The following is a 24,214-nucleotide window of genomic DNA, read 5'->3' as shown; positions in this document are numbered from 1 at the left end:
ACCACCCCGTCACCGTCACCACCCAGCCCCGCCCCGGCCGCCGGCGAAACCGGAGTGCCCCACGCGCGTCCCCGATGCCAGGATTGCCCCATGAACAGCAGGGACACCACGAACGACCCGGCCCCGGACGGCGAGAGGGACCTCGACCCCGGCCCATCCACCGACGCCCGGCCCTCCCCTCGCCCCTTCGACGACCTCGTCGCCGAGGCCGAGGCCGCGCCCACCGAAGGGTGGGACTTCTCCTGGTTCGAGGGACGGGCCACCGAGGAGCGCCCCTCCTGGCGGTACGCCGAGTCCATGGCGCGGCGCCTCGCCCAGGCGTCCGCGAGCCTCGACATCCAGACCGGCGGCGGCGAGGTGCTCGCCTCCGCCGCCACGCTGCCGCCGCTCGCCGTCGCCACGGAAGGCTGGCCCGCGAACGTCGCCAAGGCCACCGCCCTGCTCCACCCCCGCGGCGTGGCCGTCGTCGCCGCGCCCGAGGACGCCCCGCTGCCGTTCGCCGACGGCGCCTTCGACCTCGTCACCAGCCGGCACCCGGTGAAGGCCGACTTCGCCGAGATCGCACGCGTCCTCGGCCCCGGCGGCACGTACTTCGCGCAGCACGTCGGGCCCGCCAGCGTCTTCGAGCTCGTCGAGTACTTCCTCGGGCCGCAGCCCGCGGAGGTCAGGAACGGCCGCCACCCGGACCTGGAGCGGGCCGAGGCGGAGGCGGCGGGCCTCGAGGTCGTCGACCTGCGGGCCGAACGGCTGCGGATCGAGTTCCTCGACATCGGCGCCGTCGTCCACTTCCTGCGCAAGGTGGTGTGGATGGTCCCCGGCTTCGACGTGGCGGCGTACCGGCCGCGCCTGCGCGAGCTGCACGACCGGATCCAGGCCGAGGGGCCGTTCCTCGCCCACAGCACACGGCACCTCTTCGAGTTGCGCAAACCGGTCATGCGGGGCGGTAAGTGACGTACGGGAGGGCCTGATTCCGCATCGTTATCAAGACTGGCTCGATCCGCCCCTGAACCTCACGTAAGTTCAGACCAAGGCTAATTCGCGTGAGCAAACCAGCGCGGCGGTGCCGTGCGGCGGAGGGGGTCGCGCGGCGCCGCGAGCCGTCACCCGCCCCCGGGATCCGCGCCCCGCCCCGCTCCGTGCACGGCGACGCGCGCGCCCCGGCACACGCCCCACCCGGCCATCGCCCCGGCCTCCGCCTCGATCACATGCCGGGCCCGCGGCCGCGGCAGCCCGATCCGCCCCGGCCGCATCGTCCGGACGGCCAGCACGCGGAACCCCCGGTCAAGGTAGGCCACATCAACGGCAAACTCCATCCCCACCGTGTGCACACTGCTCGCCGGCGACAGCAGGAGCGCCCCCGTGATCCCCGTCCGGCCGAGCAGTCCCCGCCGCCGGGCCCGCCCCGAGTCCGCGATCTCCAGGGGGATGGGGGGACCGGGAGCGCGAGGGGGCGCACCGTCCCGCTGCCGGTCGTCCGGCGGGGGAGCGGAGACCGTCATCGTCGCCATGCCGTGAACGTAGCCGTACGGCGGCCCGGAACGTCAAGCGCGCGAACCTCCTGAGGGTCCCCCGTGGGGGGTACCGGCGCGCCCGGCCGAAAACCGCCTTCAAACCCGTGATTCCGCCGGTAGAACGGGACCGCGCAGTCGTCGGGCGGTCTCGGAGAGTAGTTGTGGCACGCCGATGCACCCATCAGCACTTACGAAGGGTTATGGTGGAAACCCCCCCTCGGGCCGGTCCATCTCCCCCCCATGGACCGGCCCGATTTTTTTGTGCCACGGCACGGGCGGCCGACGGGCCCGGCGGGCAGCCGCCGGAAGATCGGCATCCGGATATCGTCAGGGACATGTCGAACCCCTACCCCCCGCCGCCCCCGCCCCAGCCCGGCCCCCAGCCGGACCCGCCGCAGCACCCCCAGGCCGCCCCGCAGGCCAACCAGCAGGTCAACCCGCAGGCCGGGCTCCCCACGTACAACGGACCCGCCCAGGACCCCGGCTACGCTCAGGGCCAGCCGTACGGCCAGGCTCCCGGATACGGCCAGGCTCCCGGATACGGTCCGGGCTACGGCTACGGCTACGGCTACGCGCCCGGGCCGATGGCCCCGACGCAGATGCCCGGCGCCGTCCGGGCCGCGCAGATCGTCCTCTGGGTCCTCGCCGGACTCACCGTCGTCGGCAGCGTCGTCCTGATCGGCGCGGTGAACCCGGAGACGGGCGGCGCGGCCCTCGGCGTGAACCTCTGTCTCCTGGTCGCCGCCGGCATGGCCTTCCGCTTCGGCAGCGCGGGCAACGGCATCCGCGTCACCTGCATCGTCCTGACGAGCGTGCAGATCCTCTTCGGGCTCGGCGGCACGGCCGCGGGCAACCCGGGCGGCCTGCTGCCGCTGCTCGGCTCCATAGCCGTGGTCGTGCTGCTCTCGCAGGGCGCGGCCGGCGCGTGGTTCAAGCGGCCCCGCGTCTGACGCACGCCGTCCCGCCGCGGACGACCGCGCGGCGGGACGGGTGTGACGGGCCGACGGGTGTCACGGGCCGACGAGTGTCGAGGTGGTGACGGGCCCTGCTGCGGCCGCCGCGCGGATCAGCCCCGTCCGGCCCAGATGTTGGTGCCCGGCGTCGACACCGCGAACGTGTCGATCGCCTTGAGCTCCTCGTCGGTGAGCTGCGGACCCGAGAGCGCCGCCACGTTCTCCTCCAACTGCTTCACGCTGGACGCGCCGATCAGCGCGGAGGTCATCCGCTCGTCGCGCAGCACCCAGTTCAGGGCGAGCTGGGCGAGGGACTGGCCGCGGGCCGCCGCGATGTCGTTCAGGCCGTTCAGGCGGCGTACCACCTCGTCGCTCAGCAGCTCCGGGTCCAGCGACTTGCCCTGTGTCGCGCGCGACCCCTCCGGGATGCCCTTCAGATACTTGTTCGTCAGCAGCCCCTGGGCGAGCGGCACGAAGGAGATGCAGCCCATGCCGGCCTGCTCCAGCGTGTCGAGCAGCCCGTCCTCCTCCGTCCAGCGGTTGATCATCGAGTAGGACGGCTGGTGGATGAGGGCCGGGACCCCCATCTCCCGCAACAGGCGCGCCGCCTGCGCGGTCTGCTCGCTGTTGTACGAGGAGACGCCCACGTACAGCGCCTTGCCCTGCTGGACGGCCGAGGCGAGGGCGCCCATCGTCTCCTCGAGCGGCGTGTCCGGGTCGAAGCGGTGGGAGTAGAAGATGTCGACGTAGTCGACACCCATCCGCCGCAGCGACGCGTCCAACGACGAGAGCAGATATTTGCGGCTGCCCCACTCGCCGTACGGGCCGGGGTGCATGAGGTAGCCGGCCTTGGTCGACAGGACCAGCTCGTCGCGGTACGCGGCGAAGTCCTGCGCGAAGATCTTGCCGAAGTTGAGCTCCGCGGAGCCGGCCGGCGGACCGTAGTTGTTGGCCAGGTCGAAGTGGGTGACGCCCAGGTCGAAGGCGCGGCGCAGGATGGCGCGCTGCGATGCGAGGGCCTTGTCGTCACCGAAGTTGTGCCACAGACCGAGGGAGACCGCGGGTAGTTTCAGGCCGCTGCGGCCCGTCCGCCGGTACTCCATCGAGTCGTACCGATCCGATGCCGCGCGATACAGAGACGTGTCGTTCATGAGGACGAAGCTACTTGAGCGCCATGCGCCCCGACTGTGGAGGGACGCTCGAGCGGCGGTAGGGTGTCGCCCTCGGGGTTGCTCTGGGCGCGCCCCTTGAGGACCGCCATCTGCTGGAGGCTGACACACGTGAACCTGCGCGACCTGGTGTACGGACTTTACGCACGCCGGGTGGAAGGCCGCCTCGACCACGACCAGGTGCCCAAGCACATCGGGGTCATCCTCGACGGCAACCGCCGCTGGGCGAAGGCCGCGGGCGGGACCACCGCGGAGGGCCACCAGGCGGGCGCACACAAGATCGAGGAGTTCCTCGGCTGGTGCGCGGAGACGGACGTCGAGGTCGTCACCCTGTGGATGCTCTCCACCGACAACTTCGACCGGCCCGAGGACGAGCTGACCCCGCTCCTCGGCATCATCGAGGCCACCGTCCGCTCGCTCGTCGCCGACGGCCGCTGGCGCGTGCACCACGTCGGCGCGCTCGACCTGCTGCCGGGCCACACCCAGCGGGTGATGAAGGAAGCCGAAGAGGCGACCCGCCACAACACCGGGATACTGGTCAACGTCGCCGTCGGCTACGGCGGCCGCCAGGAGATCGCCGACGCGGTCCGCTCGCTGCTCCTCGACCACGCGGACAAGGGCACCAGCCTGGAGGACATCGCCGAGAGCGTCGACGTCGACCTCATCTCCAAGCACCTCTACACCAGCGGCCAGCCGGACCCCGACCTGGTGATCCGAACGAGTGGTGAGCAGCGTCTGTCCGGGTTCATGCTCTGGCAGTCGGCCCACTCCGAGTACTACTTCTGCGAAGTCTTCTGGCCGGCCTTCCGCAAGGTCGACTTCCTGCGTGCGCTGCGCGATTACGCGGCCCGCCACCGGCGCTACGGCGGCTGACCCGCACCGCCCCTGAGGTCGGGGTCACCCGGAGTTAACCAACGCGTCGTCATATGCCCTGGCATGGCCGCGCTTGTTCGAGGGAATAAGCCTTCCAGGTCGACGTCTCAGCAGTATCCGACAGGGACGTCGTATCTCAGCGGACGGCATGGGCCGTCCGCCCGGGAGGCCCTTTGCACCAGGACGACCGTGTGAGCAGCACGGGCGACGTGGAGGGCCGGCGCTCGGCCCGCGCATCGCGGCCCGTGACCGGTCCGGCTCACACCCGCCGGATCGCACCCGGCAACCCTCCCGTCGCTCCCCGACCTCATCCGAGGGGGTACGTCCTTCCGTGGTGACCAGCACAAAGCGCCGCATGCCCGACAGGCGCACCTACGTTCTCGACACCAGCGTCCTGCTGGCCGACCCGAACGCCCTGACCCGCTTCGACGAGCACGAAGTCGTGCTGCCCGTCGTCGTGGTGACGGAGCTGGAGGCCAAGCGGCACCATCCGGAGCTCGGCTACTTCGCCCGGCAGGCGCTGCGCCTGCTGGACGACTTCCGCATCCGGCACGGACGCCTCGACGCCCCGATTCCGATCGGGGACCTGGGCGGTTCGCTGCGTGTCGAGCTCAACCACTCCGATCCCGGCGTGCTCCCGGCCGGCTACCGGTTGGGGGACAACGACTCGCGGATTCTCGCCGTAGCGCGCAACCTGCAGGCGGAGGGGTACGACGTCACCGTCGTCTCCAAGGACCTGCCGCTCAGGATCAAGGCCTCGTCGGTGGGGCTCCTCGCCGAGGAGTACCGCGCCGAACTCGCCATCACGGACTCCGGCTGGACCGGGATGTCCGAACTGACCCTCTCGGGTGAACAGGTGGACCTCCTCTTCGAGGAGGAGACCCTGTACGTCCCCGAGGCGGCCGGCCTGCCCGTGCACACCGGCCTCACCATCCAGTCGGAGCGCGGCAAGGCCCTCGGCCGGGTGACGGCCGAGGGCAACGTCCGGCTGGTGCGCGGGGACCGCGAGGCCTTCGGCATCAAGGGCCGCAGCGCCGAACAGCGGATCGCGCTCGACCTGCTGCTCGACCCGGACGTCGGCATCGTCTCGATGGGCGGCCGGGCCGGCACCGGCAAGTCGGCGCTCGCGCTCTGCGCGGGCCTGGAGGCGGTCCTGGAGCGCCGCCAGCACCAGAAGGTGATGGTCTTCCGGCCGCTGTACGCGGTGGGCGGGCAGGAGCTCGGCTATCTGCCCGGCACCGAGGCCGAGAAGATGGGTCCTTGGGCCCAGGCGGTCTTCGACACGCTCGGCTCGGTGGCCGGAAAAGAGGTCATCGAGGAGATCACGGCGCGCGGGATGCTCGAGGTGCTCCCGCTCACCCACATCCGCGGACGCTCGCTGCACGACGCGTTCGTGATTGTGGACGAGGCGCAATCGCTGGAGCGGAACGTCCTGTTGACCGTGTTGTCCCGGATCGGGGCGAACTCCCGTGTCGTCCTGACCCATGACGTGGCCCAGCGCGACAACCTCCGCGTGGGGCGGTACGACGGCGTGGTCGCCGTCGTCGAGAAGCTGAAGGGCCATCCGCTCTTCGCGCACGTCACGCTCACGCGGTCGGAGCGTTCGCAGATCGCGGCCCTGGTGACCGAAATGCTGGAGGACGGCCACCTCTGAGTCAGATCACGGCAAATGCACCGCAGTTGGCGCCGCCCGGCAAAGCGAAGGAGCCTAGCCGGGCGGCGTCGCGATGTGCGCCTCTTTCCGAAAAACTCCTGGGGCAAACGGGGTGTGAGCTTTCCCACGCAACGGAGAATTGCCTTGCGGTGTCCGGCTGGGGCAGAGTCTGGGTCCTGTCAGGCCCCGCATGCGACACACGTGTACCCCCAGCGGTACGAAACCTCAGAACTTCATAGTGGCCGTCGCATGCCGCCCGAAGCACCACGCGGCGCTCCCCGCACGGGAGTTGTCCACCGGGTCCGTGCCTCCCGTGACCGATCGCAAGCGGAGGCCAGTGCCAGGGGCACGATTGCGTCCGCGAGGTCACCTATGCGGGCGATGCTGGAAGGAAAACCGTGTGAGCCGGATTTCGGTCCGGGGATTCGCCGTGGCGTCTGCCACCGCGGTCACCACCGTCGGCGCTGTCGTGGGTGTTGCCTCGGGCAACACCCAGCCCTCGAACTCGAACGACCTCGAGGCAGCGGCAAGCGACGCGACGCTTCTCGCAGACATCCCCGCGGGTCAGCAGGCCCAGGTCCAGACCGCGTCGCTGACACAGCAGGCCGACGCGCAGGCCATGGCCGCCGACAGTGCCGCGAAGAAGACCGCCGCGGAGGAGGCCCGTAAGCAGGCCGCCGCCTCGGCGATCGAGAAGCAGAAGGCCGCGGAGAAGGAAGAGGCGGCCAAGAAGGCCGCGCTCAAGAAGGAGCGTGAGGAGAAGGCCGAGACCAAGGCCAGCCGCTCCTCCGCCCGCGACGCCTCCAGCTTCTCTCCCCAGAGCTCTTACACGGTCGCTCAGGTCCAGGCGATGGCACGGCAGATGGTCCCCGGCGACCAGTTCCAGTGCTTCAGCAACATCGTCAACCACGAGTCCACGTGGAACTACAAGGCGACCAACGCCGGTTCGGGCGCCTACGGCCTCGTCCAGGCGCTGCCCGGTTCCAAGATGGCCTCGGCGGGCGCCGACTGGCAGACCAACCCGGCCACGCAGATCAAGTGGGGCCTCGGGTACATGAACGACCGCTACGGCAGCCCGTGCGGAGCCTGGAACTTCTGGCAGGCGAACAGCTGGTACTAGGCCGCGTCAGGCCGTACCCGCACGCGACCTCCACCGGCCCCTCACCGTCCTTCGGTGGGGGGCTTCGCCGTGTACGGTCGGTCCGGACGGCTCCCGGGGGGAGTGCTGGGTGAAGACGGGGGTAGAGGACGGATCATGTCGCGAGTGCCAGGGTGGCTCGGCCGGCTGGGCGCCGGGCTGAGCAGTATGGGTGAGCGGTTGGACGAGAAGCGCCGCGACCAGGACGCCGACTCGGACACCGACGAGTCGAACGATCCTTCCCACAGAGACCACGGGGACGGGGAGCACGGTGACCACGAGCACGTGCCGGCACCGCCCGCGTACGCGCCGGCCATAGCGGCCCGCCCCGACCCCGTCGCCTCCATCCCGTGGGGCATGCGGGTCGCCGCCGAGGCGGGCTGGCGCCTCCTCGTCCTCGCGGGCACCCTCTGGGTCCTGATGAAGGTCATCAGCGCCGTGCAGCTGGTCGTGCTGGCCTTCGTGGCCGCGCTCCTGATCACCGCCCTGCTGCAGCCCACCGTGGCCCGGCTGCGACGGCTCGGCCTGCCGCGCGGCCTCGCGACGGCGGTCACCGCGATCCTCGGCTTCGTCATCATGGGCCTGGTCGGCTGGTTCGTGGTCTGGCAGGTCATGGAGAACGCCGACGAACTGTCCCGGCAGGTCCAGGACGGCATCGAGGATCTGCGCAAGTGGCTCCTCAACAGCCCGTTCCACGTGACCGAGGACCAGATCAACGAGATCGCCAAGAGCCTGCGCGACGCGGTCGGCTCCAACACCGAGGAGCTCACCTCCGCGGGCCTGGAAGGCGTCACGGTCATCGTCGAGATGCTGACCGGCATCCTGCTCGCGATGTTCTCGACGCTCTTCCTGCTGTACGACGGCAAGCGCATCTGGCAGTGGGTCCTGAAGCTGATGCCCGCCCAGGCGCGGCCCGGCATCGCGGGCGCCGGACCACGGGCCTGGCGCACGCTCACCGCCTATGTGCGCGGCACGGTGATAGTGGCCCTGATCGACGCCATCTTCATCGGTCTCGGCATCTACTTCCTCGGCGTGCCGATGGCGGTGCCGCTCGCCGTCATCATCTTCCTCGCCGCGTTCGTGCCGCTCGTCGGCGCCGTGGTCTCCGGCGCCCTCGCGGTGGTCGTCGCGCTGGTCACCCAGGGCGTGTTCACGGCCGTCATGGCGCTGGTGGTGGTCCTCGCGGTGCAGCAGATCGAGGGGCACATCCTGCAGCCGTTCATCCTCGGCCGCGCGGTGCGGGTGCATCCGCTGGCGGTGATCCTGTCCGTCGCCGCGGGCGGCATGGTCGCCGGGGTCGGCGGCGCGGTCGTGGCGGTGCCGCTGGTCGCCGTCACCAACACCGTCGTCGGCTATCTGCGCTCCTATGCGCGTGAGTCGGCCCTCAAGCAGGCACCGCAGCCGCGCGGCGCGACGGCGCTGGACTCCGCCGCCGCGCACTCCTCCGCCACGGCCGCCCCGGAGCCGGCGGCCCCGGCCCCGGCGGCCCCCGCGGCCCCGCCGCAGGACGCCGCAGCCCCCGAGCCGCCCGCCGACCCGCGGGAGTGATCCGTACACAAGTGACCCGTACCTACGCGTGTGGGGCCCGGAACCAGTCGGTTCCGGGCCCCACACGCGTATAAGAGGCGAGCGCTACGAGAGGTGCGCCTCGGAGTCCAGCGTGACGCCCACGGCCTGGATGACCGCGGCGACCTTGAAGGCCTCCTGGATCGTCTCGCGGTCGACGCCGGCCTTGCGCAGGACCTGCTCGTGCGAGTCCAGGCACTGGCCGCAGCCGTTGATCGCGGAGACCGCGAGGGACCACAGCTCGAAGTCGACCTTCTCGACGCCCGGGTTGCCGATGACGTTCATCCGCAGACCGGCGCGCAGCGTCCCGTACTCCGGGTCGGAGAGCAGGTGGCGCGTGCGGTAGAAGACGTTGTTCATCGCCATGATGGCGGCGGCCGACTTGGCGGCCGTGTACGCCTCGGGGGAGAGGTTCGCCTTCGCCTCGGGCTCCAGCTCGCGCAGCACCTTCGGGGAGCGGGACGCGATGGCGCAGGCCAGCACGGTGCCCCACAGCTGCTGCTGCGGCAGGTCGCTGTTGCCGATGACCGAGCCCAGGTTCAGGCGGAGGTCCTTGGCGTAGTCCGGAACGGCGGACTTCAGTTCGTCGAGTGCCATGTCAGAGGCTCCTGTTCACTCGCCGGAGAGCAGCGCGACCGGGTCGAGGGTCTCGTCGCCCTTGCTCCAGTTGCAGGGGCAGAGCTCGTCGGTCTGCAGGGCGTCGAGGACCCGCAGGACCTCCTTGGGGTTACGGCCCACGGAACCGGCGGTCACCATCGTGAACTGGATCTCGTTGTTCTGGTCGACGATGAAGACGGCGCGCTGCGCGAAGCCGTCCTCGCCCTCGATGCCGAGGTCACGCATGAGCTCGTGCTTGGAGTCGGCGAGCATCGGGAAGGGCAGGTCCGTCAGGTCCGGGTGGTCCTTGCGCCAGGCGTGGTGCACGAACTCGGAGTCACCGGAGAAGCCGAGGATCTGGGCGTCACGGTCGGCGAACTCGTCGTTCAGCTTGCCGAAGGCCGCGATCTCGGTCGGGCACACGAAGGTGAAGTCCTTGGGCCACGCGAAGACGATCTTCCACTTGCCCTCGTAGGTCTTGTGGTTGATCTGCTCGAACTCCTTGCCCTGCTCCAGCGAGACACAGGCAGTCAGGTCGAACTCGGGGAACTTGTCACCGACAGTGAGCACACGTACTCCTTGCGACGAAGAAAATCCCTTTTGGGGAGTTTCCTGTGGGGTTGGACTGATGTCGATGGTGGCACAGGGTGCATTGATTAGTGAAATAGCTAGAGTGGGTCATGTTGATCGGAGGTGGTTATCAGTGCGAGCCATAAATAGGGGCAAGCAGACCAACGGCAAACAGCCGAGCCTGGCGCAGCTGCGCGCCTTCGCCGCGGTGGCGGAGCATCTGCACTTCCGGGATGCCGCCGCGGCGATCGGGATGAGCCAGCCGGCCCTCTCCGGGGCCGTGGCCGCACTGGAGGAGGCACTGGGTGTCAGGCTCCTGGAGCGGACCACTCGCAAGGTGCTGCTCTCACCGCCCGGCGAGCGCCTCGCCCTGCGGGTCCGGGCGGTCCTCGACGAGGTCGAGGCGCTCATGGAGGAGGCCGACGCGGTCAAGGCGCCGTTCACCGGCGCGCTGCGGCTCGGCGTGATCCCGACCGTCGCCCCGTATCTGCTGCCGACGGTGATCGGGCTGGTCCACGAGAAGTACCCCGACCTCGACCTCCAGGTGCACGAGGAGCAGACCGTCAGCCTCCTGGAGGGGCTGACGGCCGGCCGGCTCGACCTGCTGCTGCTCGCGGTGCCGCTCGGCGTGCCGGGCGTGAGCGAACTGCCGCTCTTCGACGAGGACTTCGTGCTCGTCACCCCGCTGGACCACTGGCTCGGCGGTCGCGAGGGCATCCCCCGCGAGGCGCTCAAGGAGCTCAATCTGCTGCTCCTGGACGAGGGTCACTGCCTGCGCGACCAGGCCCTGGACATCTGCCGGGAGGCGGGCCGCGCGGACGCGCCCGTCACGACGACGGCCGCGGGACTCTCCACGCTGGTGCAACTGGTCGCGGGCGGGCTGGGGGTGACGCTGCTGCCACGGACGGCGGTGCGGGTGGAGACGACGCGCAGCAATCAGCTCCTGACCGGGTACTTCGCCGACCCCGCCCCTACTCGGCGGATCGCGCTCGCGATGCGCGCGGGGGCCGCGCGGGCCGCCGAGTACGAGGAGCTGGCCGGGGCCCTGAAGGAAGCGGTACGGCCGCTGCCGGTGCGGGTGGTCTGACCCCGCACCGGCAACGGCCCCCGGTACCGACCTGCCGTCGTACGCGCGTGGTTACTCCGTGCGCAGTCCGTCCGGGCGCATCATCCGCCGCAGCGGCGGAAGGCTGAGCAGCGTCACGACGGCGACCATCGCCGCACCCGCGCCGGTGAGGGGCACGAACGACCACCAGTCGGTGACCTGCTTGCCGATCATCCGGGTCATCACCACGCCCAGACCGAGACCGCCGCCGATCGCGAGGGCGAGGCCCAGGGCGACCGGGATCGCCGTCTGCCACAGCAGCGACCAGGCCATCGCCGAGCGGCGCGTGCCGAACGCGGTGAGGGCCGCCAACAGGCGCTTGCGCTCGCGGAGTTGCTCGATCATCGAGACCAGCATGGACGCGGCGATCAGCGCCATCGTGACGCTCGCGCCGATCTGCAGGCCGCGTGCGATGGAGGCGTACTGCCTGTCGCGGTCGACCGCCTTCATCGAGTCCACTCCGAGGAGGGGGCTGATGCGGGCCGCGGTGTTGCGCACGTACTCCTCGGCGTCCGGTTCCTTCGGGTCGAGCTTGACCCAGGAACTCGTCGAGGCCTCCGTCAGCTTCGCGATGTCGACCGCGCCGGGCGTGGCGAAGATGCCGTCCAGCTTCGTGCCGGTCGGCGCGTGCCGGGCCCGCACGACGGGCGAGTGCTTCGGCAGCGTCCACAGGACCGGCTTCGCCCCCTTGGTGAAGTCCGGGTCGGCCCCGACGTTGACCGGCTTGCCGGGGCGCGCGGTCGTGTCGACCCAGTCGTTCAGCTCACGGTCGCCCGTGTGCGAGACGAAGGTGTCGCCGTCCTTGCAGGAGCCGAGGACCGCCAGTTCGCGCAGGGTCGCGCAGGTGCCGACGGTCAGCTCCGTGGTGGGCGTCATGTCCCTGACCTTCTTGCCGCCGGGCCGGGTGACGTAGGTCTGCACCGTCCCGATGACCTTGGTGACGCCCTTGGTCGCGGTGAAGTCGTCGATCATCCGCTGGGCGAGGGCGCCGTTGCCGGTCATGCTGTGGACCGTGAGCTGGGCGCGCGTGGTGTCCTGCCCGGTGATCTTGTTGAAGTCGTCGTGCATCGACGCGAACATCATCTGCAACGCCACCGCTCCGGCCACCGCGACGGTGATCCCGCTGACCGCGCGGGACGCCGTCCCCGACGTCAGCTGCAGTCTGCGCACGGCGAGCTGCCAGGGCACGGGACCGCCGCGCAGCCGCGCCACGGCGGCCTCGACGAGCCAGGGCAACAGCGCGCTGAGCCCGATCAGGGCGAGCGCAGAGCCCACGGCGATCGCGGGCACGTCCACGGCGGAGCTGCCCGCCTCGCGGTCGATGCGGCCGGAGAGGAGCAGGATTCCGATGCCGAGCACCGGCAGCGCCACCCGCCACCACAGCCGGCGTCCCCGCTGCTTGCCGCCCCTGACCACGCCGAGCGGCTCGATGGCCACCGAGCGCAGCGAGAGCAGCGTCACCAGGACCGCGCAGACCGGCACGGCCACCGCGATCAGCGCGGCCAGGGCGGGCTCGGGCGTCATGTCGGACGGGTAGGCGCTGACGTTGGTCAGGTCGACGACGCCGACGAGTTGACGCAGCAGCAGGAAGAGCACCGCGCCGAAGGCGAGTCCGACCAGTGACCCGAACAGCGCCTCGCCCGCCGCGATCCTGCGCACCGAGCGGGCGCTCGCGCCGACGAGCCGGAGCGCGGCGAGCCGCCGGTCGCGCCGGTCGCCGCCGAACCGGACCGCCGTGCCGATGAAGATGGCCACCGGGGTGAGCAGGACGACGCAGATCAGCACGACGAGCGCCATCAGGAACGGGTCGAGGGGCAGCGAGTCGTCGTGGCCGAAGTGGCCGACGCGGTGGGCGCCCGCCGACGGGGCGAGCCGGTCGGAGCCCGCGTAGTAGAAGAGTTCCAGCGGTGAGACCAGACCGGCATCGCCGATGGTGCCGACCTGCCGGTAGTCGGCGAAGCGCTCCTTGAGCAGCTTGTTCGCCGGGTCGTCCAGCAGGTCGCGCAGGGCGGGCGAGACGACGATCTCGCCGGGGGCCGGGATCCTGTCGAGGCCGGGTGGCAGGACGGGCCGGTCGCCGTCGGCGTGCAGGAACATGCCGGTCGCGGTGCGGCCGCGGAACTCGGTGCCGGTGTCACGCGCCAGGACCGTCGTGTCGCCGGCCTTCGGCGGCTCCTCGCCCAGCTGGGACTCGGGCGTGCGGGAGTAGGAGCGGTCGTCGCGGTTCTGCAGCAGGTTCGGCACCGAGGCCGCGCCGAGCAGCAGCGCGACACCGAGACCGACGCCCACGGCGGTCAGGATCGTGCGGATCCAGCCCTCGCGGCCGCCGCCGGCCGCGAAGCGCATGCCCATGGCCAGATCGCGCAGCCAGCCGGTGCCGCCCGCGGGACGGGCGGACTCGGGGGCCGCGGCGGGGCTCTTCTCGGGGCGCACCCGGGTGTCGCTCATGCGATCCGCTCCATGTCACGCGACTTGCCGTCCCGCACGACGATCTCGCGGTCCGAGTACGCGGCGACGCGGGTCTCGTGGGTGACCAGGACGACGGCCGCGTTGGCCGAGCGGGCCGCGTCGGTCAGCAGCTCCATGACGCGCTCGCCGTTGAGTGAGTCGAGGGCGCCGGTCGGCTCGTCGGCGAAGATCACGCGCGGGGAGGTGGCGAGCGCGCGGGCCACGGCGACGCGCTGGCCCTGGCCGCCGGAGACCTCGCCGGGCCGCTTGGCGGCGACGTCGTCGACCTCCAGGCGCTCCATCCAGGTGCGGGCGGTGGCCTCGGCCGCCTTGCGCTTCACGCCGTTCAGCCGCAGCGGGAGCGCCACGTTCTCCACACAGGTCAGCTCGGGCACCAGCTGTCCGAACTGGAAGACGAAGCCGAACTCGCTGCGGCGCAGGGCGCTCAGCTCGGCGTCGGACATGCCGGTCAGGGAGCGGCCGCCGTACGAGATGGAGCCCTCGTCGGGCCGGACGATCCCGGCGAGGCAGTGCAGCAGGGTCGACTTTCCGGAGCCGGAAGGACCCATGACCGCGACGACCTCGCCCGGGTGGATGGAGAATTCCGCGCCGTCGAGCGCGGTGGTCGGGCCGTACGCCTTGCGGAGTCCGTGGGCCACGAGAAGGGAACCTGCGGGGGTCATGCGGAGCGCACCTCCTGGGCGAGCTTGCCGAGGCGGGCGGCGGCGAGCTCCAGCCAGCGCAGATCGGCTTCGAGATGGAACAGCGCGTGGTCGCAGACGAGCTGGTCGGCGAGGTCGCCCTTGCGCTTGCGGTCGGTGAGGATGCGCATCAGGCGCAGGTGTTCGGCGCGCTGCACGTCGAGGAGTTCGGCGGCGTCCCGGCCGGTGAGCAGGGCGAGGACGACCTTGGTGTAGAGCGTCGACTGGAGGTAGGGCTCCGGCTTCTCCGGGGTGGCCAGCCACCGCTGGACGTCCGTGACGCCGGCGTCGGTGATCGCGTACCGCTTGCGCTCGGGACCGCCGCCCGCCTCTATGCCGTCGACCTCGACGAGACCGTTCTTCAGCAGCCGGGACATGGTCGAGTAGACCTGCCCGTAGTGCAGGGGCTTGTCGTGCCCGAACTTCTCGTCGAAGGCGCGCTTGAGGTCGTAGCCGTGCCGGGGGCCGGACTCCAGGAGACCCAGAAGGGTGTGGCCAATGGACATGCGAAGCACTCTACACGGCGTGTATACTCACGGTGTATACGTGCGGCCCGCTGCTCATTCGTGCGATCACCGGGCAACCATCCCGGCCCGAGAATCGTCGGTTCCTTAGGGGCAGGTGCTCATTGTCACGTCCGCAAAAGACGGGATGGGCAGGAGTTTGTCCCACGCTGCGGTGTTAGCTTCATGAGCTGACTCGACGTACGCATGAGAACTAGACGGAAGCGGAGCACTCTCAGTCATGGGCCGAGCCGAAGAACGACAAGCGCGGCAGCGCGGTGCCCGCCGGGCAGCGCGTGGGCGCCCGTCAGGCCGGAGCAAGCCCAAGCGCACCGGTATACGCCGCTTCTTCACCTGGAAGAAGATCCTCGGCACGTTCTTCGGGTTCTGCCTGCTGGGCATGCTCGGCTTCGTGGTCCTGTACCTCGTGGTGGACATACCCAAGGGCAACGCCGCGGCACGGATGCAGAGCAACGTCTACAAGTACAGCAATGGCGACGTCATCGCCCGCACCGGAGACGTGAACCGCGAGATCGTCGACCTGGACAAGGTCCCCGAGGACGTCCAGAAGACCTTCGTCGCCGCCGAGAACAAGTCCTTCTACAAGGACGAGGGCGTCGACTTCAAGGGCACGGCCCGCGGTCTGATCAACACGGTGACCGGCAAGGGCAAGCAGGGTGGTTCGACCATCACCCAGCAGTACGTGAAGAACTACTACCTCAGCCAGGACCAGACCGTCAGCCGCAAGCTGAAGGAACTGGTCGTCTCGCTGAAGGTCGACCGCGAGAAGAGCAAGGACGACATCCTCGCGGGCTACATCAACACCAGCTACTACGGCCGCGGCGCCTACGGCATCCAGGCCGCCGCCCAGGCCTACTACGGCGTCGACGCCGAGAAGCTGAACGTCTCACAGGGCGCCTATCTGGCCGCGCTGTTGCAGGCCCCCAGCCAGTACGACTGGACGTCCGCGACGCCGACCGGCAGGAAGCTGGTCAAGGCGCGCTGGAACTACGTCCTCGACAACATGGTCGAGGAGGACTGGCTGGACTCGGGAACGCGGGAGGGGCTGAAGAAGTTCCCGACGCCGCACACCCCCAAGGCGCCGCCCGGCCGCGAGGGCCAGATCGGCTACCTCGTGGAGGAGGCCAAGCGCGAGGTCCTGCGCAACAGCGACCTCAGTGAGGCCGAGTTCGAGGCGGGCGGTTACACCGTCACGCTGAACATCGACCCCAAGAAGCAGAAGCAGCTCGAGAAGGCCGTCGACAGGAAGCTCAACGACAAGCTCGACCGCAAGAAGAACAAGGCCGACGCGCGGGTCCAGGCGGGCGCCGCGTCCGTCGACCCCAAGACCGGCAAGGTCCTCGCCATGTACGGCGGCGAGGACTACGTCAAGCACTACACGAACAACGCCACCCGCCGGGACTACCAGTCGGCCTCCACCTTCAAACCGCTGATCCTCGCCGCCGCGCTGGAGGACGGCGCGACGACGCAGGACGGCAAGCCGATCACGGCGGGCACGATCTACGACGGCACCAGCAAGCGCCCGGTCAGGGGCAGCGAGGTGGGCTTCGCGCCGCCGAACGAGGACGGCGTCAGCTACGGGCCCGTCACCGTCCAGAAGGCGATGAACAAGTCCATCAACTCCGTCTTCGCGCAGATGGGCGTCGACGTGGGGATGCCCAAGGTCATGGAGATGGCCGGCAAGCTCGGCATGAACGTCGAGGGCCTGCCCGCGGTGCCCGCGCAGACCCTGGGCTCCATGGGCGCGAGTCCGCTGGAGATGGCGGGCGTGTACGCCACGCTCGACAACCACGGCAAGAAGGTCACCCCGGCACTGGTCGGCTCCGTGGAGCACAAGGACCGCACCGTCGACCTGCCCGACCCGGTCGGCGACGAGGTCATCAATCGCGGCACGGCCGACTCGCTGACCTCGGTGCTCACCGGTGTGGTCGACGACGGTACGGGCCACGCGGTGCGCAACCCCTCGCAGGACGTGGCGGGCAAGACCGGTACCTCCGACGACAACAAGTCGGCCTGGTTCACCGGCTACACGCCGAAGCTGGTCACCTCCGTCGGCCTGTTCGGCGAGGGTGCCCCGGGCACGCCGGAGAAGAACAAGCAGGTCTCCATGGAGGGCGCCGGCGGCCGCCCCCGCGTCGACGGCGGCAGCTTCCCCGCCGACATCTGGGCGGCGTACACCTTCGACGCCATGGGCGCGCCGAGCGAGTTCGACCTCGACACGGACATGGGCGCGGCCGTCGCGCCGCCCCCGGACCCGACGTCGAAGGCCCCGAAGGAGCCGTCGAGCACCCCGTCGACGCCGGACAAGGACCCGACCAAGACGCCGACGAAGACCCCGACCAAGACGCCGACGCATACGCCGAGCAAGACGCCGACCAAGTCGCCGACGGCCTCGCCGCCGACGACCGAGCCGGATCCGACGACCTCGCCCGAGCTCCCGCCGGACCCGGACGACGACCTGTTCGACAGGGACTGATCCCGCGGCTCGACCGCAGACGAAGGCGCCCCGGACCACACGGATCCGGGGCGCCTTCGTACGTGCCGTGGCGGCCCGTTCAGTTCCGGTTCAGCTCGAACCAGACCACCTTGCCGGTGCTCAGCCGCGTCGCTCCCCACCGGCGCGCCATCTTGTTGACCAGGTACAGGCCGCGGCCGCCCTCGTCCGTGGCGCGGGCCTGGCGCAGCCGGGGGAGCTGCGGGACGTCGTCGCCGACCTCGCAGCGCAGCACGTCGGTGCGGAGCAGCCGCAGGGTGATCGGGCGCGAGGCGTACCGCACGGCGTTGGTCACGACCTCGCTGACGAGGAGCTCCACCGAGTCGCTCAGCTCCTCCAGGCCCCAGCGGACCAGCGCGCTGCGGGCCAGCCGGCGGGCGCGGGACGGTGTCGCGTTCTCCGGTTCGAGGAACCAGTACGCGACGTCGCTCGGCGCGATCCCGTCGAAGCGGGCGGCGAGCAGCGCGATGTCGTCGTCCCGGTCGCCCGGGCCGAGCATGTCGAGCACCTCGTCGCAGAGCGCCTCCAGCGGCGGCGGGTGGTCCGGCCCGGTCAACTGGGCGGTGGCGGCGAGCCGTTCGCGCAGCTGCTCTATCCCGGTCCAGACGTCGCGCAGCCGGGACTCGACGAGCCCGTCCGTGTACAGGAGCAGTGTCGCGCCCGCGGGGGCGTCCAGCTCCACCGCCTCGAAGTCGACGCCGCCGACGCCGATGGGGGCGCCCGGCGGGACCCTGAGCACCTCCGCACGGCCGCCGAGGTGCAGCAGGACGGGCGGCGGGTGGCCCGCGTTGGCGATGGTGATGCGGTGCGAGACCGGGTCGTAGACCGCGTACAGGCAGGTCGCCATGCGGTCGGAGCCGAGCCGCTGGGCCTGCTCGTCGAGGTGGTGCAGGACCTCCTGGGGCGGCAGGTCGAGCCCGGCGAGGGTCTGTGCGGTCGTCCGGAGCTGGCCCATGATCGCGGCGGAGGTCATGGAGTGGCCCATCACGTCGCCCACGACCAGGGCGACGCGGCTGCCGGGCAGCGGGATCGCGTCGTACCAGTCGCCGCCGACCCGGGCCGTCTCGGCGGCCGGCAGATAGCGCGAGGCGAGCCGCACGCCGGTCGGGCGCGGCAGGGTCTCGGGCAGCATGGTGCGCTGGAGCTCGTCGGCGATGTACGCCTCGCGGCCGTACAGGACGGCCTTGTCGATGCCGAGCGCGCTGTGCGTGGCGAGTTGTGCGGCGACCAGCAGGTCGTCCGCCTCGAACGCGGGCCGGTCGGGCCGGCGCAGGAACACGGCCGCGCCGATCACCCGGCGCCGGCCCCGCAGCGGAGCGAGGATCGCCCGCTGCCCGCCCGGCAGGGTGCGCCCCTCGCCGAGCAGTTCGGGCAGCGCGGCGCGCGCCGCCGCCGAGTCCGCGAAGACCGGGCGCACCCCGCGCAGCACCTCGGCGAGCGCACCACCGGGCCGCACCTCGCACAGCTCGGCGCTGCCCATCACATCGGCGATGTCGGGCTGCACCACCTGCAGCGCGGGCAGGGTGCCGCCGTCGGTGTCCGGCTCATCGGCGCCCTCCTCGATGGAGCGCAGCCGGTCGGAGCGGCGCAGCCGCAGCACCAGCGGGCCGGTCGGCCGCTCGTCGCCGACGGGCAGCGGGTCGCGCAGGTAGACCAGGATCGCGTCGGAGAACGTCGGCACGGTCGCCCGGCACAGCCCCATCACGATCTCGTCGAGGTCGATGCCGCGGGCGATGCGCCGGGTCGCGGCGCCCACGAAGCGCAGCCGGTCGCCGTCGCGCCGCATCGCCACCGGACCCGCACCCGGCGGCCTGGGCAGTCCGGAGCGCCGCTCCTCGCCGTCCGGCGGCCCGGTGGACCCGTCCGGGGCGGGCCCGGACTGTGCCGGCACGCCGCTCTCGGGCGCGGGGCGCGGCCGGTGCGGGTCGGGCTCGGCGGCCGAGGACTGGGTGTGCTCGCCGGACGGCACGGGCGCCTCCGAACGCGCGTCGCCGGCCGGGGCCCGGGCGGCGGATGTCTGTGCGGTGGGTGTCTGCGGGGTGGGCGTCCGCGCGGCGGCGGGTGCCCGCGCGGCTGTGGGTGCCGTCGGCCCGGCGCCCGCGCCCTCCCGCGGTTCGGGGGAACGCAGCAGCGCCCCGCGGGGATCCGCGGGGGCGGTCGGCCGGGCAGCTGGTGCCTTGCGACCCTCGTGGGGGGTGAGGTGCTCCGTCACGCGTTTCGAATCCGTCCGTCCGGGGCTGCGCGCCGTGCGCGCCGTCCAGCGTTGCACGTTGCTCAGCCGCGTCGGCAGTGCAGAAAGACCTGGTTCTCGGGTGGTGCGTCGGTGCTCGCGGGGGCGTACGAGTACGTGTCCTCGCCGGTGATCTCGAAGCCCGCGTCCCGCACGACCTGCCGCAGTTCGTCCACCAGGTAACCGGATACCCGGATTGTGTGTCCCAGGAACGGAATTGCCGCGTCGTCCAGATCGGCCTCGACCATGGACAACTCCATCAGGCCGCCCGGCCGCAGCAGGCCGTGCAGCCGCCGCAGCGCCCGCGGGATCTCCGTGCGCGGCAGCATCAGAAGGGCGAAGAAGCAGACGATACCGTCGAACTCGCCGACTCCGCCCGGTCCTTCGACCGTCAGGTCGGCGATGTCGAGTTGCCGGAACTCGGCCGCCGGGACGTTCTTTCGCGCCAGGTCCAGCATGCCCGCCGAGAGGTCCGTGCCGAGTACCGTGTGGCCGGATCCGGTCAGTTGGCGCGCGGTCGGCAGGCCGGTGCCGCAGCCCACGTCGAGGACGCGGGATCCGGCCGGCAGCGCCGCGGCGAGGCGGGCTCCGGCCTCCAGCTGGCCCTCCTTGTGCGGGAAGGCGTCGTCGTAGTGCTGCCCGATGGCGTCAAAGGCCTCGGCCTGACCTCTGCGGTCCTCGCTCACGTTCTGCCGCCCCTCGATGACTTCCTGTCAGGCACCGCGCGGACGCACGGAGTTGCTGCTGTGCGCCCTTGCGGAGGACGATCCTACGTTTGAACCACGGGGGCGCATCAAGGGTCTCATGAGGACACGTGCGCGGGCGTACGGTCCCAGTCATCCGGGAGGGACGGTACGACCCAGGACGGATCGGGGCGCCAGTGCTGCCAGCCGTCCGAAAACGGCGCCCCCCACGCCGCGATCACGTCAAGTGCGGCGCGTCCGGCGGCGCGTACGCCGGCGGCCTTGCCGGCGTCCATCAGGCCCACCCGGAGGGCCTGCTCGAACTCGTCCTCGTCGTGCCAGCGCCAGCTGCGGTCCGGGCGCACGGAGATGTCCAGAAAGTGGTCCTCGGAGTCGACGCCGCCGGCCCACCGGGTGCGCGGCTCCTCCAGGTTCACGTACCAGTTCTTGAACCTCCACCCCGGGTCCCAGAAGAGCCAGACCGACCAGGGGTCGCCGGGCCGCGCGAGCTTGAGGACGCCGGTGCCGGACCAGTGTCCCGTGCGGATGGCGCGCGGCTTGGTGTAGCGGGTGGCGAGCGGCTCGTGGTGCACCGGTGTCCCGTCGGCGATCACCGGCTTCACGCACTCGGTGCCGGGCGCCATCCAGACGGCGAGCAGCTCGTCGGTGTCGCGCACGACGGTGACGGGGCGGCAGATGTGCACACGGGGCCCGGAGTTCTCCCGGTAGCGCCAGAGGATGTGGTCCCCGGGCGCCCACCGCACCGCCCCGCCACCGGCCGTCGTCTTCCCGTCGAGGTCTGTCATGGACAGATACTAGACGCCGCTCCCGCCGGCGGCCGGGCTCCGCGGGGATGCGTCAGGGGTGGGTCATGCGCAGCACGTCCAGCGCCTCGTCCAGCTGTTCCAGCGTGAGGTCGCCGCGCTCGACGTACCCGGACTCCAGGACCACCTCGCGGATGGTCTTCCGCTCGGCGAGGGACTTCTTGGCCACCTTCGCGGCCTCCTCGTACCCGATGTACTTGTTGAGCGGCGTCACGACGGACGGCGAGGACTCGGCGTACTCGCGGGCGCGTTCGCGGTGGGCCGTGATGCCGTCGACGGTGCGGTCGGCGAGCAGCCGGGAGACATTGGCCAGCAGCCGGATCGACTCCAGGACGTTCTTGGCGATGACCGGGAGCATGACGTTGAGCTCGAAGTTGCCCGCGGCGCCGGCCGCGGCGACCGTCGCGTCGTTCCCGGTGACCTGCGCGGCGACCATCAGGGTGGCCTCGGGGATGACCGGGTTGACCTTGCCGGGCATGATCGAGGAGCCGGGCTGGAGGTCGGGCAGGCTGATCTCGGCGAGGCCGGTGCGCGGCCCCGACGCCATCCAGCGCAGATCGTTGGCGATCTTCGTCAGACCGACCCCGATGGTCCGCAGCTGGCCGCTGGTCTCGACGATGCCGTCCCGCGCGCCCTGCGCCTCGAAGTGGTCGCGGGCCTCGGTGAGCGGAAGGCCGGTGGCCCGCGCGACCTCGGCGATGACGGCGGCGGCGAAGCCGGGCGGGGTGTTGATGCCGGTGCCCACGGCGGTGCCGCCCAGTGGCAGTTCGGCGAGGCGGGGCAGTGAGGCGCGCAGCCGCTCGACGCCGTACCGCACCTGCGCCGCGTACCCGCCGAACTCCTGCCCCAGCGTCACGGGCGTGGCGTCCATGAGGTGCGTACGGCCGGACTTCACGACGTCCGCGAACTCCTCGGCCTTGCGCTCCAGCGCGGCGGCGAGGTGCTCCAGGGCGGGGATCAGATCGCCGGTGACGGCGGCCGTCGCCGCGATGTGGATCGAGGACGGGAAGACGTCGTTGGACGACTGCGAGGCGTTGACGTGGTCGTTGGGGTGGACGTCGCGGCCGAGGCGTTCCGTCGCGAGCGTGGCGAGGACCTCGTTGGTGTTCATGTTGGACGAGGTGCCGGAGCCGGTCTGGAAGACGTCGACCGGGAAGTGATCGTCCCAGTGGCCGTCGACGACCTCGGCGGCTGCGGCGGCGATGGCCTCGGCGATGTCCTCGTCGACCACGCCGAGCTCGGCGTTGACCCGGGCGGCGGCCGCCTTGATCTGCGCCAGGGCGGCGATGTGGGCGCGTTCGAGGACCTGTCCGGAGATGGGGAAGTTCTGCACCGCGCGCTGGGTCTGGGCCCGCCACTTGGCGTGCGCGGGGACCTGCACCTCGCCCATGGAGTCGTGCTCGATCCGGTACGCGCCGGTGCGGTCGTCGCTGGCGTCACTGGTCATGCCCTGAACCTACCTCTCCGTTCAAACCCCGTAAAAAGTTGAGCACTTGTCTTGTTCCAGGTATTCCCAAGCCTGCTACCCACCAGTAAAAACCCTGGGTAACACCACACCGGGGAGGCGCAATGAAGCGCATCAGGCGCAGTGGACGAGGCGGCGGCCGGAGCCGGCTGCGATGTTCGTTCGCGGCGGCGGCCGCGATGACCGTCGTGCTCGGTACGGCCGCGGCCGTACCCGCCCAGGCGGCGGACGGCAAGGGCGCCGAGGCGGTGCCGAAGGCGGCACCGCTCCCGCCCGAGCTGGAGAGGATCCGGGCGGAGGAGGCGACGAAGCTGTACGGCGGCCCGGCCGAGCGCCCGATGGCCGAGCGAAAGACCGGCCTGATCTCGCTCGGCGACAGCGAGATCTCCGGCGAGGGCGTCGGCACCTACGAACCCGGCACGGACGGCCCCGACAACTGGTGCCACCGCTCGCCGGACGCCGCGATCCACCGCACCGGCATCCCGGCCGACGTGACGTACAACGTCGCCTGCTCGGGGGCGCAGACCGTGAACATCAGGATCGGCGGCCAGAAGCAGTACGCCGACGAGCTGGTGCAGAGCGACAACCTGGCGATCAAGGCGCGCAACACGAAGATCAAGACGATCCTGCTCGTCATCGGCGCCAACGACGACCTCCAGTTCGCCCCGGTCATGACGGACTGCGTCACCCGCTTCCTGCTCAGCCAGGGCGCCTGCGCGGGCAAGTACAACGACGGCTGGCAGGCGCGCGTGGACGCCCTCGTGCCCAAGGTCGAGCAGTCGATCCGCGACCTGAAGACCGTCATGAAGGACGCCGGATACCAGGACGGCGACTACAAGCTCGTCGCCATGGGCTACCCGAGCCCGATCGGCCCCGACTTCCGCGACAACCCCAAGTTCCCCGGCAAGCTCGTCTGCGGCGGCCTCGGCTACGACTCCGACACCGAGTGGGGCCGCGACTACGCGGTGCCCGCCTTCGAGACCGGCATGCGCAAGGCGGCCAGGAACGCGGGCGCGGTCTACCTGGACAACTCCCGGCTCTTCCACGGCCACGAGGTCTGCACGGAGAACACCTGGGCGCGCGGCCTCTACGTCGACCTCTCCAACCCGTTCCCGCCGGACTCCAACTCGGTGCGCCAGTCCTTCCACCCCAACGCCCGCGGCCACGCCGCCTTCGCGTCCTGCCTCACGCAGATCTACAACTCGGACAAGCGCGAGGGCAGTTGCGCCGACCCGGCGAGCACCGGCAGCCCGACGCTGTACGAGGGTGCCTGGGACGACGCGTACCGGCCGCTGAAGAACGAGGCCACCGGCACCTGCGTGGACGTCGACGCCGCCAAGAGCCGCAACGGCACCAAGGTCCAGGGCTGGGACTGCACCGGCAACCGCAACCAGACCTGGTGGTACGACGGTGCGCCCGGCGGACGGCAGTCGCTGCACACCGGACTGACCCAGGACCGCTGCCTGGACGTGCCCGACAGCGCCTACAAGGAGGGCGCCGCCGTCACCCTCTGGGACTGCCACGGTGGTACGAACCAGAAGTTCGTGCGGGCGTCCGGGACGGTACGGCCCGCTGCCGCGGAGGGGCTCTGTCTGACCCTGGCGGGGCCGAAGGAGCCGGTGCGGCTGCAGAAGTGTTCGGGGGCCGCGAACCAGCGGTTCGCCTGAGGGTTCGTCGAGTGTGCGGGTGCGCCCTGGCTGGTCGCGCAG

The 24,214-nt window shown here is 71.0% G+C and carries 20 protein-coding genes; 9 read left to right on the top strand and 11 right to left on the bottom strand.

The genetic code is table 11. The features are described 5' to 3' along the window. Nucleotides 1-90 precede the first annotated feature (90 nt). The gene (locus ACZ6B8_RS20885) at nucleotides 91-951 is read left to right on the top strand and encodes a class I SAM-dependent methyltransferase (protein ID WP_471608129.1); all 861 of its coding nucleotides are present in this window, start codon (nucleotides 91-93) and stop codon (nucleotides 949-951) included. Nucleotides 952-1,100: 149 nt separating this feature from the next. Here the strand turns inward: ACZ6B8_RS20885 and ACZ6B8_RS20880 are convergent, their stop codons facing one another. Beyond that, nucleotides 1,101-1,508, bottom strand: a complete 408-nt coding sequence (locus ACZ6B8_RS20880) for a DUF192 domain-containing protein (RefSeq protein ID WP_471608128.1) — start codon at nucleotides 1,506-1,508, stop codon at nucleotides 1,101-1,103. A gap of 338 nt (nucleotides 1,509-1,846) precedes the next feature. On the opposite strand from ACZ6B8_RS20880, the gene ACZ6B8_RS20875 reads away from it, so the two are divergent. Then, on the top strand, nucleotides 1,847-2,461 hold the full coding sequence (locus ACZ6B8_RS20875; RefSeq protein WP_471608127.1) for a hypothetical protein: 615 nt from the start codon (nucleotides 1,847-1,849) through the stop codon (nucleotides 2,459-2,461). 116 nt (nucleotides 2,462-2,577) lie between these two features. Here ACZ6B8_RS20875 and mgrA read toward each other — a convergent pair whose 3' ends face one another. Next, nucleotides 2,578-3,615 (bottom strand): L-glyceraldehyde 3-phosphate reductase, encoded by a 1,038-nt coding sequence (gene mgrA, locus ACZ6B8_RS20870; RefSeq protein WP_471608126.1) that lies wholly within the window; start codon nucleotides 3,613-3,615, stop codon nucleotides 2,578-2,580. Between the two features lie 129 nt (nucleotides 3,616-3,744). On the opposite strand from mgrA, the gene ACZ6B8_RS20865 reads away from it, so the two are divergent. The 4 genes from ACZ6B8_RS20865 to ACZ6B8_RS20850 all read left to right on the top strand — a co-directional run bounded on the left by ACZ6B8_RS20865 (nucleotide 3,745) and on the right by ACZ6B8_RS20850 (nucleotide 8,846). After that, complete coding sequence (locus ACZ6B8_RS20865) at nucleotides 3,745-4,506, top strand: isoprenyl transferase (protein WP_355803326.1); 762 nt, start codon at nucleotides 3,745-3,747, stop codon at nucleotides 4,504-4,506. A 331-nt stretch (nucleotides 4,507-4,837) separates the two neighbouring features. After that, nucleotides 4,838-6,160 carry a PhoH family protein gene (locus tag ACZ6B8_RS20860; RefSeq protein ID WP_471608125.1) on the top strand — a complete coding sequence of 441 codons (1,323 nt, stop codon included), beginning with the start codon at nucleotides 4,838-4,840 and terminating at the stop codon, nucleotides 6,158-6,160. 400 nt (nucleotides 6,161-6,560) lie between these two features. Continuing rightward, complete coding sequence (locus ACZ6B8_RS20855) at nucleotides 6,561-7,280, top strand: aggregation-promoting factor C-terminal-like domain-containing protein (RefSeq protein WP_471078835.1); 720 nt, start codon at nucleotides 6,561-6,563, stop codon at nucleotides 7,278-7,280. Between the two features lie 135 nt (nucleotides 7,281-7,415). Beyond that, a complete protein-coding gene (locus tag ACZ6B8_RS20850; protein WP_471608124.1) occupies nucleotides 7,416-8,846 on the top strand; it encodes an AI-2E family transporter in 1,431 nt (476 codons plus the stop codon). An 84-nt stretch (nucleotides 8,847-8,930) separates the two neighbouring features. On the opposite strand, the gene ACZ6B8_RS20845 is transcribed toward ACZ6B8_RS20850, so the two are convergent. Both ACZ6B8_RS20845 and ACZ6B8_RS20840 read right to left on the bottom strand, forming a co-directional pair. After that, nucleotides 8,931-9,461, bottom strand: a complete 531-nt coding sequence (locus ACZ6B8_RS20845) for an alkyl hydroperoxide reductase (protein ID WP_471078841.1) — start codon at nucleotides 9,459-9,461, stop codon at nucleotides 8,931-8,933. A 15-nt stretch (nucleotides 9,462-9,476) separates the two neighbouring features. After that, complete coding sequence (locus ACZ6B8_RS20840) at nucleotides 9,477-10,031, bottom strand: peroxiredoxin (RefSeq protein ID WP_150171589.1); 555 nt, start codon at nucleotides 10,029-10,031, stop codon at nucleotides 9,477-9,479. 133 nt (nucleotides 10,032-10,164) lie between these two features. Between ACZ6B8_RS20840 and ACZ6B8_RS20835 the strand changes: the two genes are divergently transcribed. Continuing rightward, the gene (locus ACZ6B8_RS20835) at nucleotides 10,165-11,118 is read left to right on the top strand and encodes a LysR substrate-binding domain-containing protein (RefSeq protein ID WP_471078845.1); all 954 of its coding nucleotides are present in this window, start codon (nucleotides 10,165-10,167) and stop codon (nucleotides 11,116-11,118) included. A gap of 51 nt (nucleotides 11,119-11,169) precedes the next feature. On the opposite strand, the gene ACZ6B8_RS20830 is transcribed toward ACZ6B8_RS20835, so the two are convergent. Genes ACZ6B8_RS20830 through ACZ6B8_RS20820 form a run of 3 tightly spaced genes read right to left on the bottom strand, consistent with a single transcriptional unit; the run spans nucleotide 11,170 to nucleotide 14,791 of the window. Next, on the bottom strand, nucleotides 11,170-13,584 hold the full coding sequence (locus ACZ6B8_RS20830; protein ID WP_471078848.1) for an FtsX-like permease family protein: 2,415 nt from the start codon (nucleotides 13,582-13,584) through the stop codon (nucleotides 11,170-11,172). After that, entirely contained in the window at nucleotides 13,581-14,267 is a 687-nt protein-coding gene (locus tag ACZ6B8_RS20825; RefSeq protein ID WP_471078851.1) for an ABC transporter ATP-binding protein, read from the bottom strand. The genes ACZ6B8_RS20830 and ACZ6B8_RS20825 overlap by 4 nt, the downstream gene beginning before the upstream one ends. Next, nucleotides 14,264-14,791, bottom strand: a complete 528-nt coding sequence (locus ACZ6B8_RS20820; RefSeq protein WP_358777545.1) for a PadR family transcriptional regulator — start codon at nucleotides 14,789-14,791, stop codon at nucleotides 14,264-14,266. The genes ACZ6B8_RS20825 and ACZ6B8_RS20820 overlap by 4 nt, the downstream gene beginning before the upstream one ends. Before the next feature lie 238 nt (nucleotides 14,792-15,029). On the opposite strand from ACZ6B8_RS20820, the gene ACZ6B8_RS20815 reads away from it, so the two are divergent. After that, complete coding sequence (locus ACZ6B8_RS20815; RefSeq protein ID WP_471608123.1) at nucleotides 15,030-17,285, top strand: transglycosylase domain-containing protein; 2,256 nt, start codon at nucleotides 15,030-15,032, stop codon at nucleotides 17,283-17,285. A gap of 79 nt (nucleotides 17,286-17,364) precedes the next feature. On the opposite strand, the gene ACZ6B8_RS20810 is transcribed toward ACZ6B8_RS20815, so the two are convergent. From ACZ6B8_RS20810 to ACZ6B8_RS20795, 4 genes are all read right to left on the bottom strand, one after another. After that, the gene (locus ACZ6B8_RS20810; protein WP_471078858.1) at nucleotides 17,365-19,515 is read right to left on the bottom strand and encodes a SpoIIE family protein phosphatase; all 2,151 of its coding nucleotides are present in this window, start codon (nucleotides 19,513-19,515) and stop codon (nucleotides 17,365-17,367) included. 62 nt (nucleotides 19,516-19,577) lie between these two features. Continuing rightward, nucleotides 19,578-20,219 (bottom strand): class I SAM-dependent methyltransferase, encoded by a 642-nt coding sequence (locus ACZ6B8_RS20805; protein ID WP_471078860.1) that lies wholly within the window; start codon nucleotides 20,217-20,219, stop codon nucleotides 19,578-19,580. Nucleotides 20,220-20,335: 116 nt separating this feature from the next. Further along, nucleotides 20,336-21,022 carry a cytidylyl-2-hydroxypropylphosphonate hydrolase gene (fomD, locus tag ACZ6B8_RS20800; RefSeq protein ID WP_471608122.1) on the bottom strand — a complete coding sequence of 229 codons (687 nt, stop codon included), beginning with the start codon at nucleotides 21,020-21,022 and terminating at the stop codon, nucleotides 20,336-20,338. 52 nt (nucleotides 21,023-21,074) lie between these two features. Continuing rightward, nucleotides 21,075-22,487 (bottom strand): class II fumarate hydratase, encoded by a 1,413-nt coding sequence (locus tag ACZ6B8_RS20795; protein WP_471608121.1) that lies wholly within the window; start codon nucleotides 22,485-22,487, stop codon nucleotides 21,075-21,077. 122 nt (nucleotides 22,488-22,609) lie between these two features. Here ACZ6B8_RS20795 and ACZ6B8_RS20790 point away from each other — a divergent pair, with 122 nt between their 5' ends. Then, nucleotides 22,610-24,172, top strand: coding sequence for a ricin-type beta-trefoil lectin domain protein (locus ACZ6B8_RS20790; RefSeq protein ID WP_471608120.1), 1,563 nt, complete (start codon nucleotides 22,610-22,612; stop codon nucleotides 24,170-24,172). The last annotated feature ends 42 nt before the right edge of the window (nucleotides 24,173-24,214 follow it).

It is taken from the genome of Streptomyces sp. NPDC041122, assembly GCF_055592445.1.
This window is presented reverse-complemented; position numbering and strand designations above follow the sequence as displayed.

Bases quoted from the DNA above. Each gene is read 5' to 3' on its own strand.
- ACZ6B8_RS20885 (WP_471608129.1), top strand. From the start codon at position 91: ATGAACAGCAGGGACACCACGAACGACCCGGCCCCGGACGGCGAGAGG.
- ACZ6B8_RS20880 (WP_471608128.1), bottom strand. From the start codon at position 1,508: ATGGCGACGATGACGGTCTCCGCTCCCCCGCCGGACGACCGGCAGCGG.
- ACZ6B8_RS20875 (WP_471608127.1), top strand. From the start codon at position 1,847: ATGTCGAACCCCTACCCCCCGCCGCCCCCGCCCCAGCCCGGCCCCCAG.
- mgrA (WP_471608126.1), bottom strand. From the start codon at position 3,615: ATGAACGACACGTCTCTGTATCGCGCGGCATCGGATCGGTACGACTCG.
- ACZ6B8_RS20850 (WP_471608124.1), top strand. From the start codon at position 7,416: ATGTCGCGAGTGCCAGGGTGGCTCGGCCGGCTGGGCGCCGGGCTGAGC.
- ACZ6B8_RS20845 (WP_471078841.1), bottom strand. From the start codon at position 9,461: ATGGCACTCGACGAACTGAAGTCCGCCGTTCCGGACTACGCCAAGGAC.
- ACZ6B8_RS20830 (WP_471078848.1), bottom strand. From the start codon at position 13,584: ATGAGCGACACCCGGGTGCGCCCCGAGAAGAGCCCCGCCGCGGCCCCC.
- ACZ6B8_RS20825 (WP_471078851.1), bottom strand. From the start codon at position 14,267: ATGACCCCCGCAGGTTCCCTTCTCGTGGCCCACGGACTCCGCAAGGCG.
- ACZ6B8_RS20820 (WP_358777545.1), bottom strand. From the start codon at position 14,791: ATGTCCATTGGCCACACCCTTCTGGGTCTCCTGGAGTCCGGCCCCCGG.
- ACZ6B8_RS20815 (WP_471608123.1), top strand. From the start codon at position 15,030: ATGGGCCGAGCCGAAGAACGACAAGCGCGGCAGCGCGGTGCCCGCCGG.
- fomD (WP_471608122.1), bottom strand. From the start codon at position 21,022: ATGACAGACCTCGACGGGAAGACGACGGCCGGTGGCGGGGCGGTGCGG.
- ACZ6B8_RS20795 (WP_471608121.1), bottom strand. From the start codon at position 22,487: ATGACCAGTGACGCCAGCGACGACCGCACCGGCGCGTACCGGATCGAG.
- ACZ6B8_RS20790 (WP_471608120.1), top strand. From the start codon at position 22,610: ATGAAGCGCATCAGGCGCAGTGGACGAGGCGGCGGCCGGAGCCGGCTG.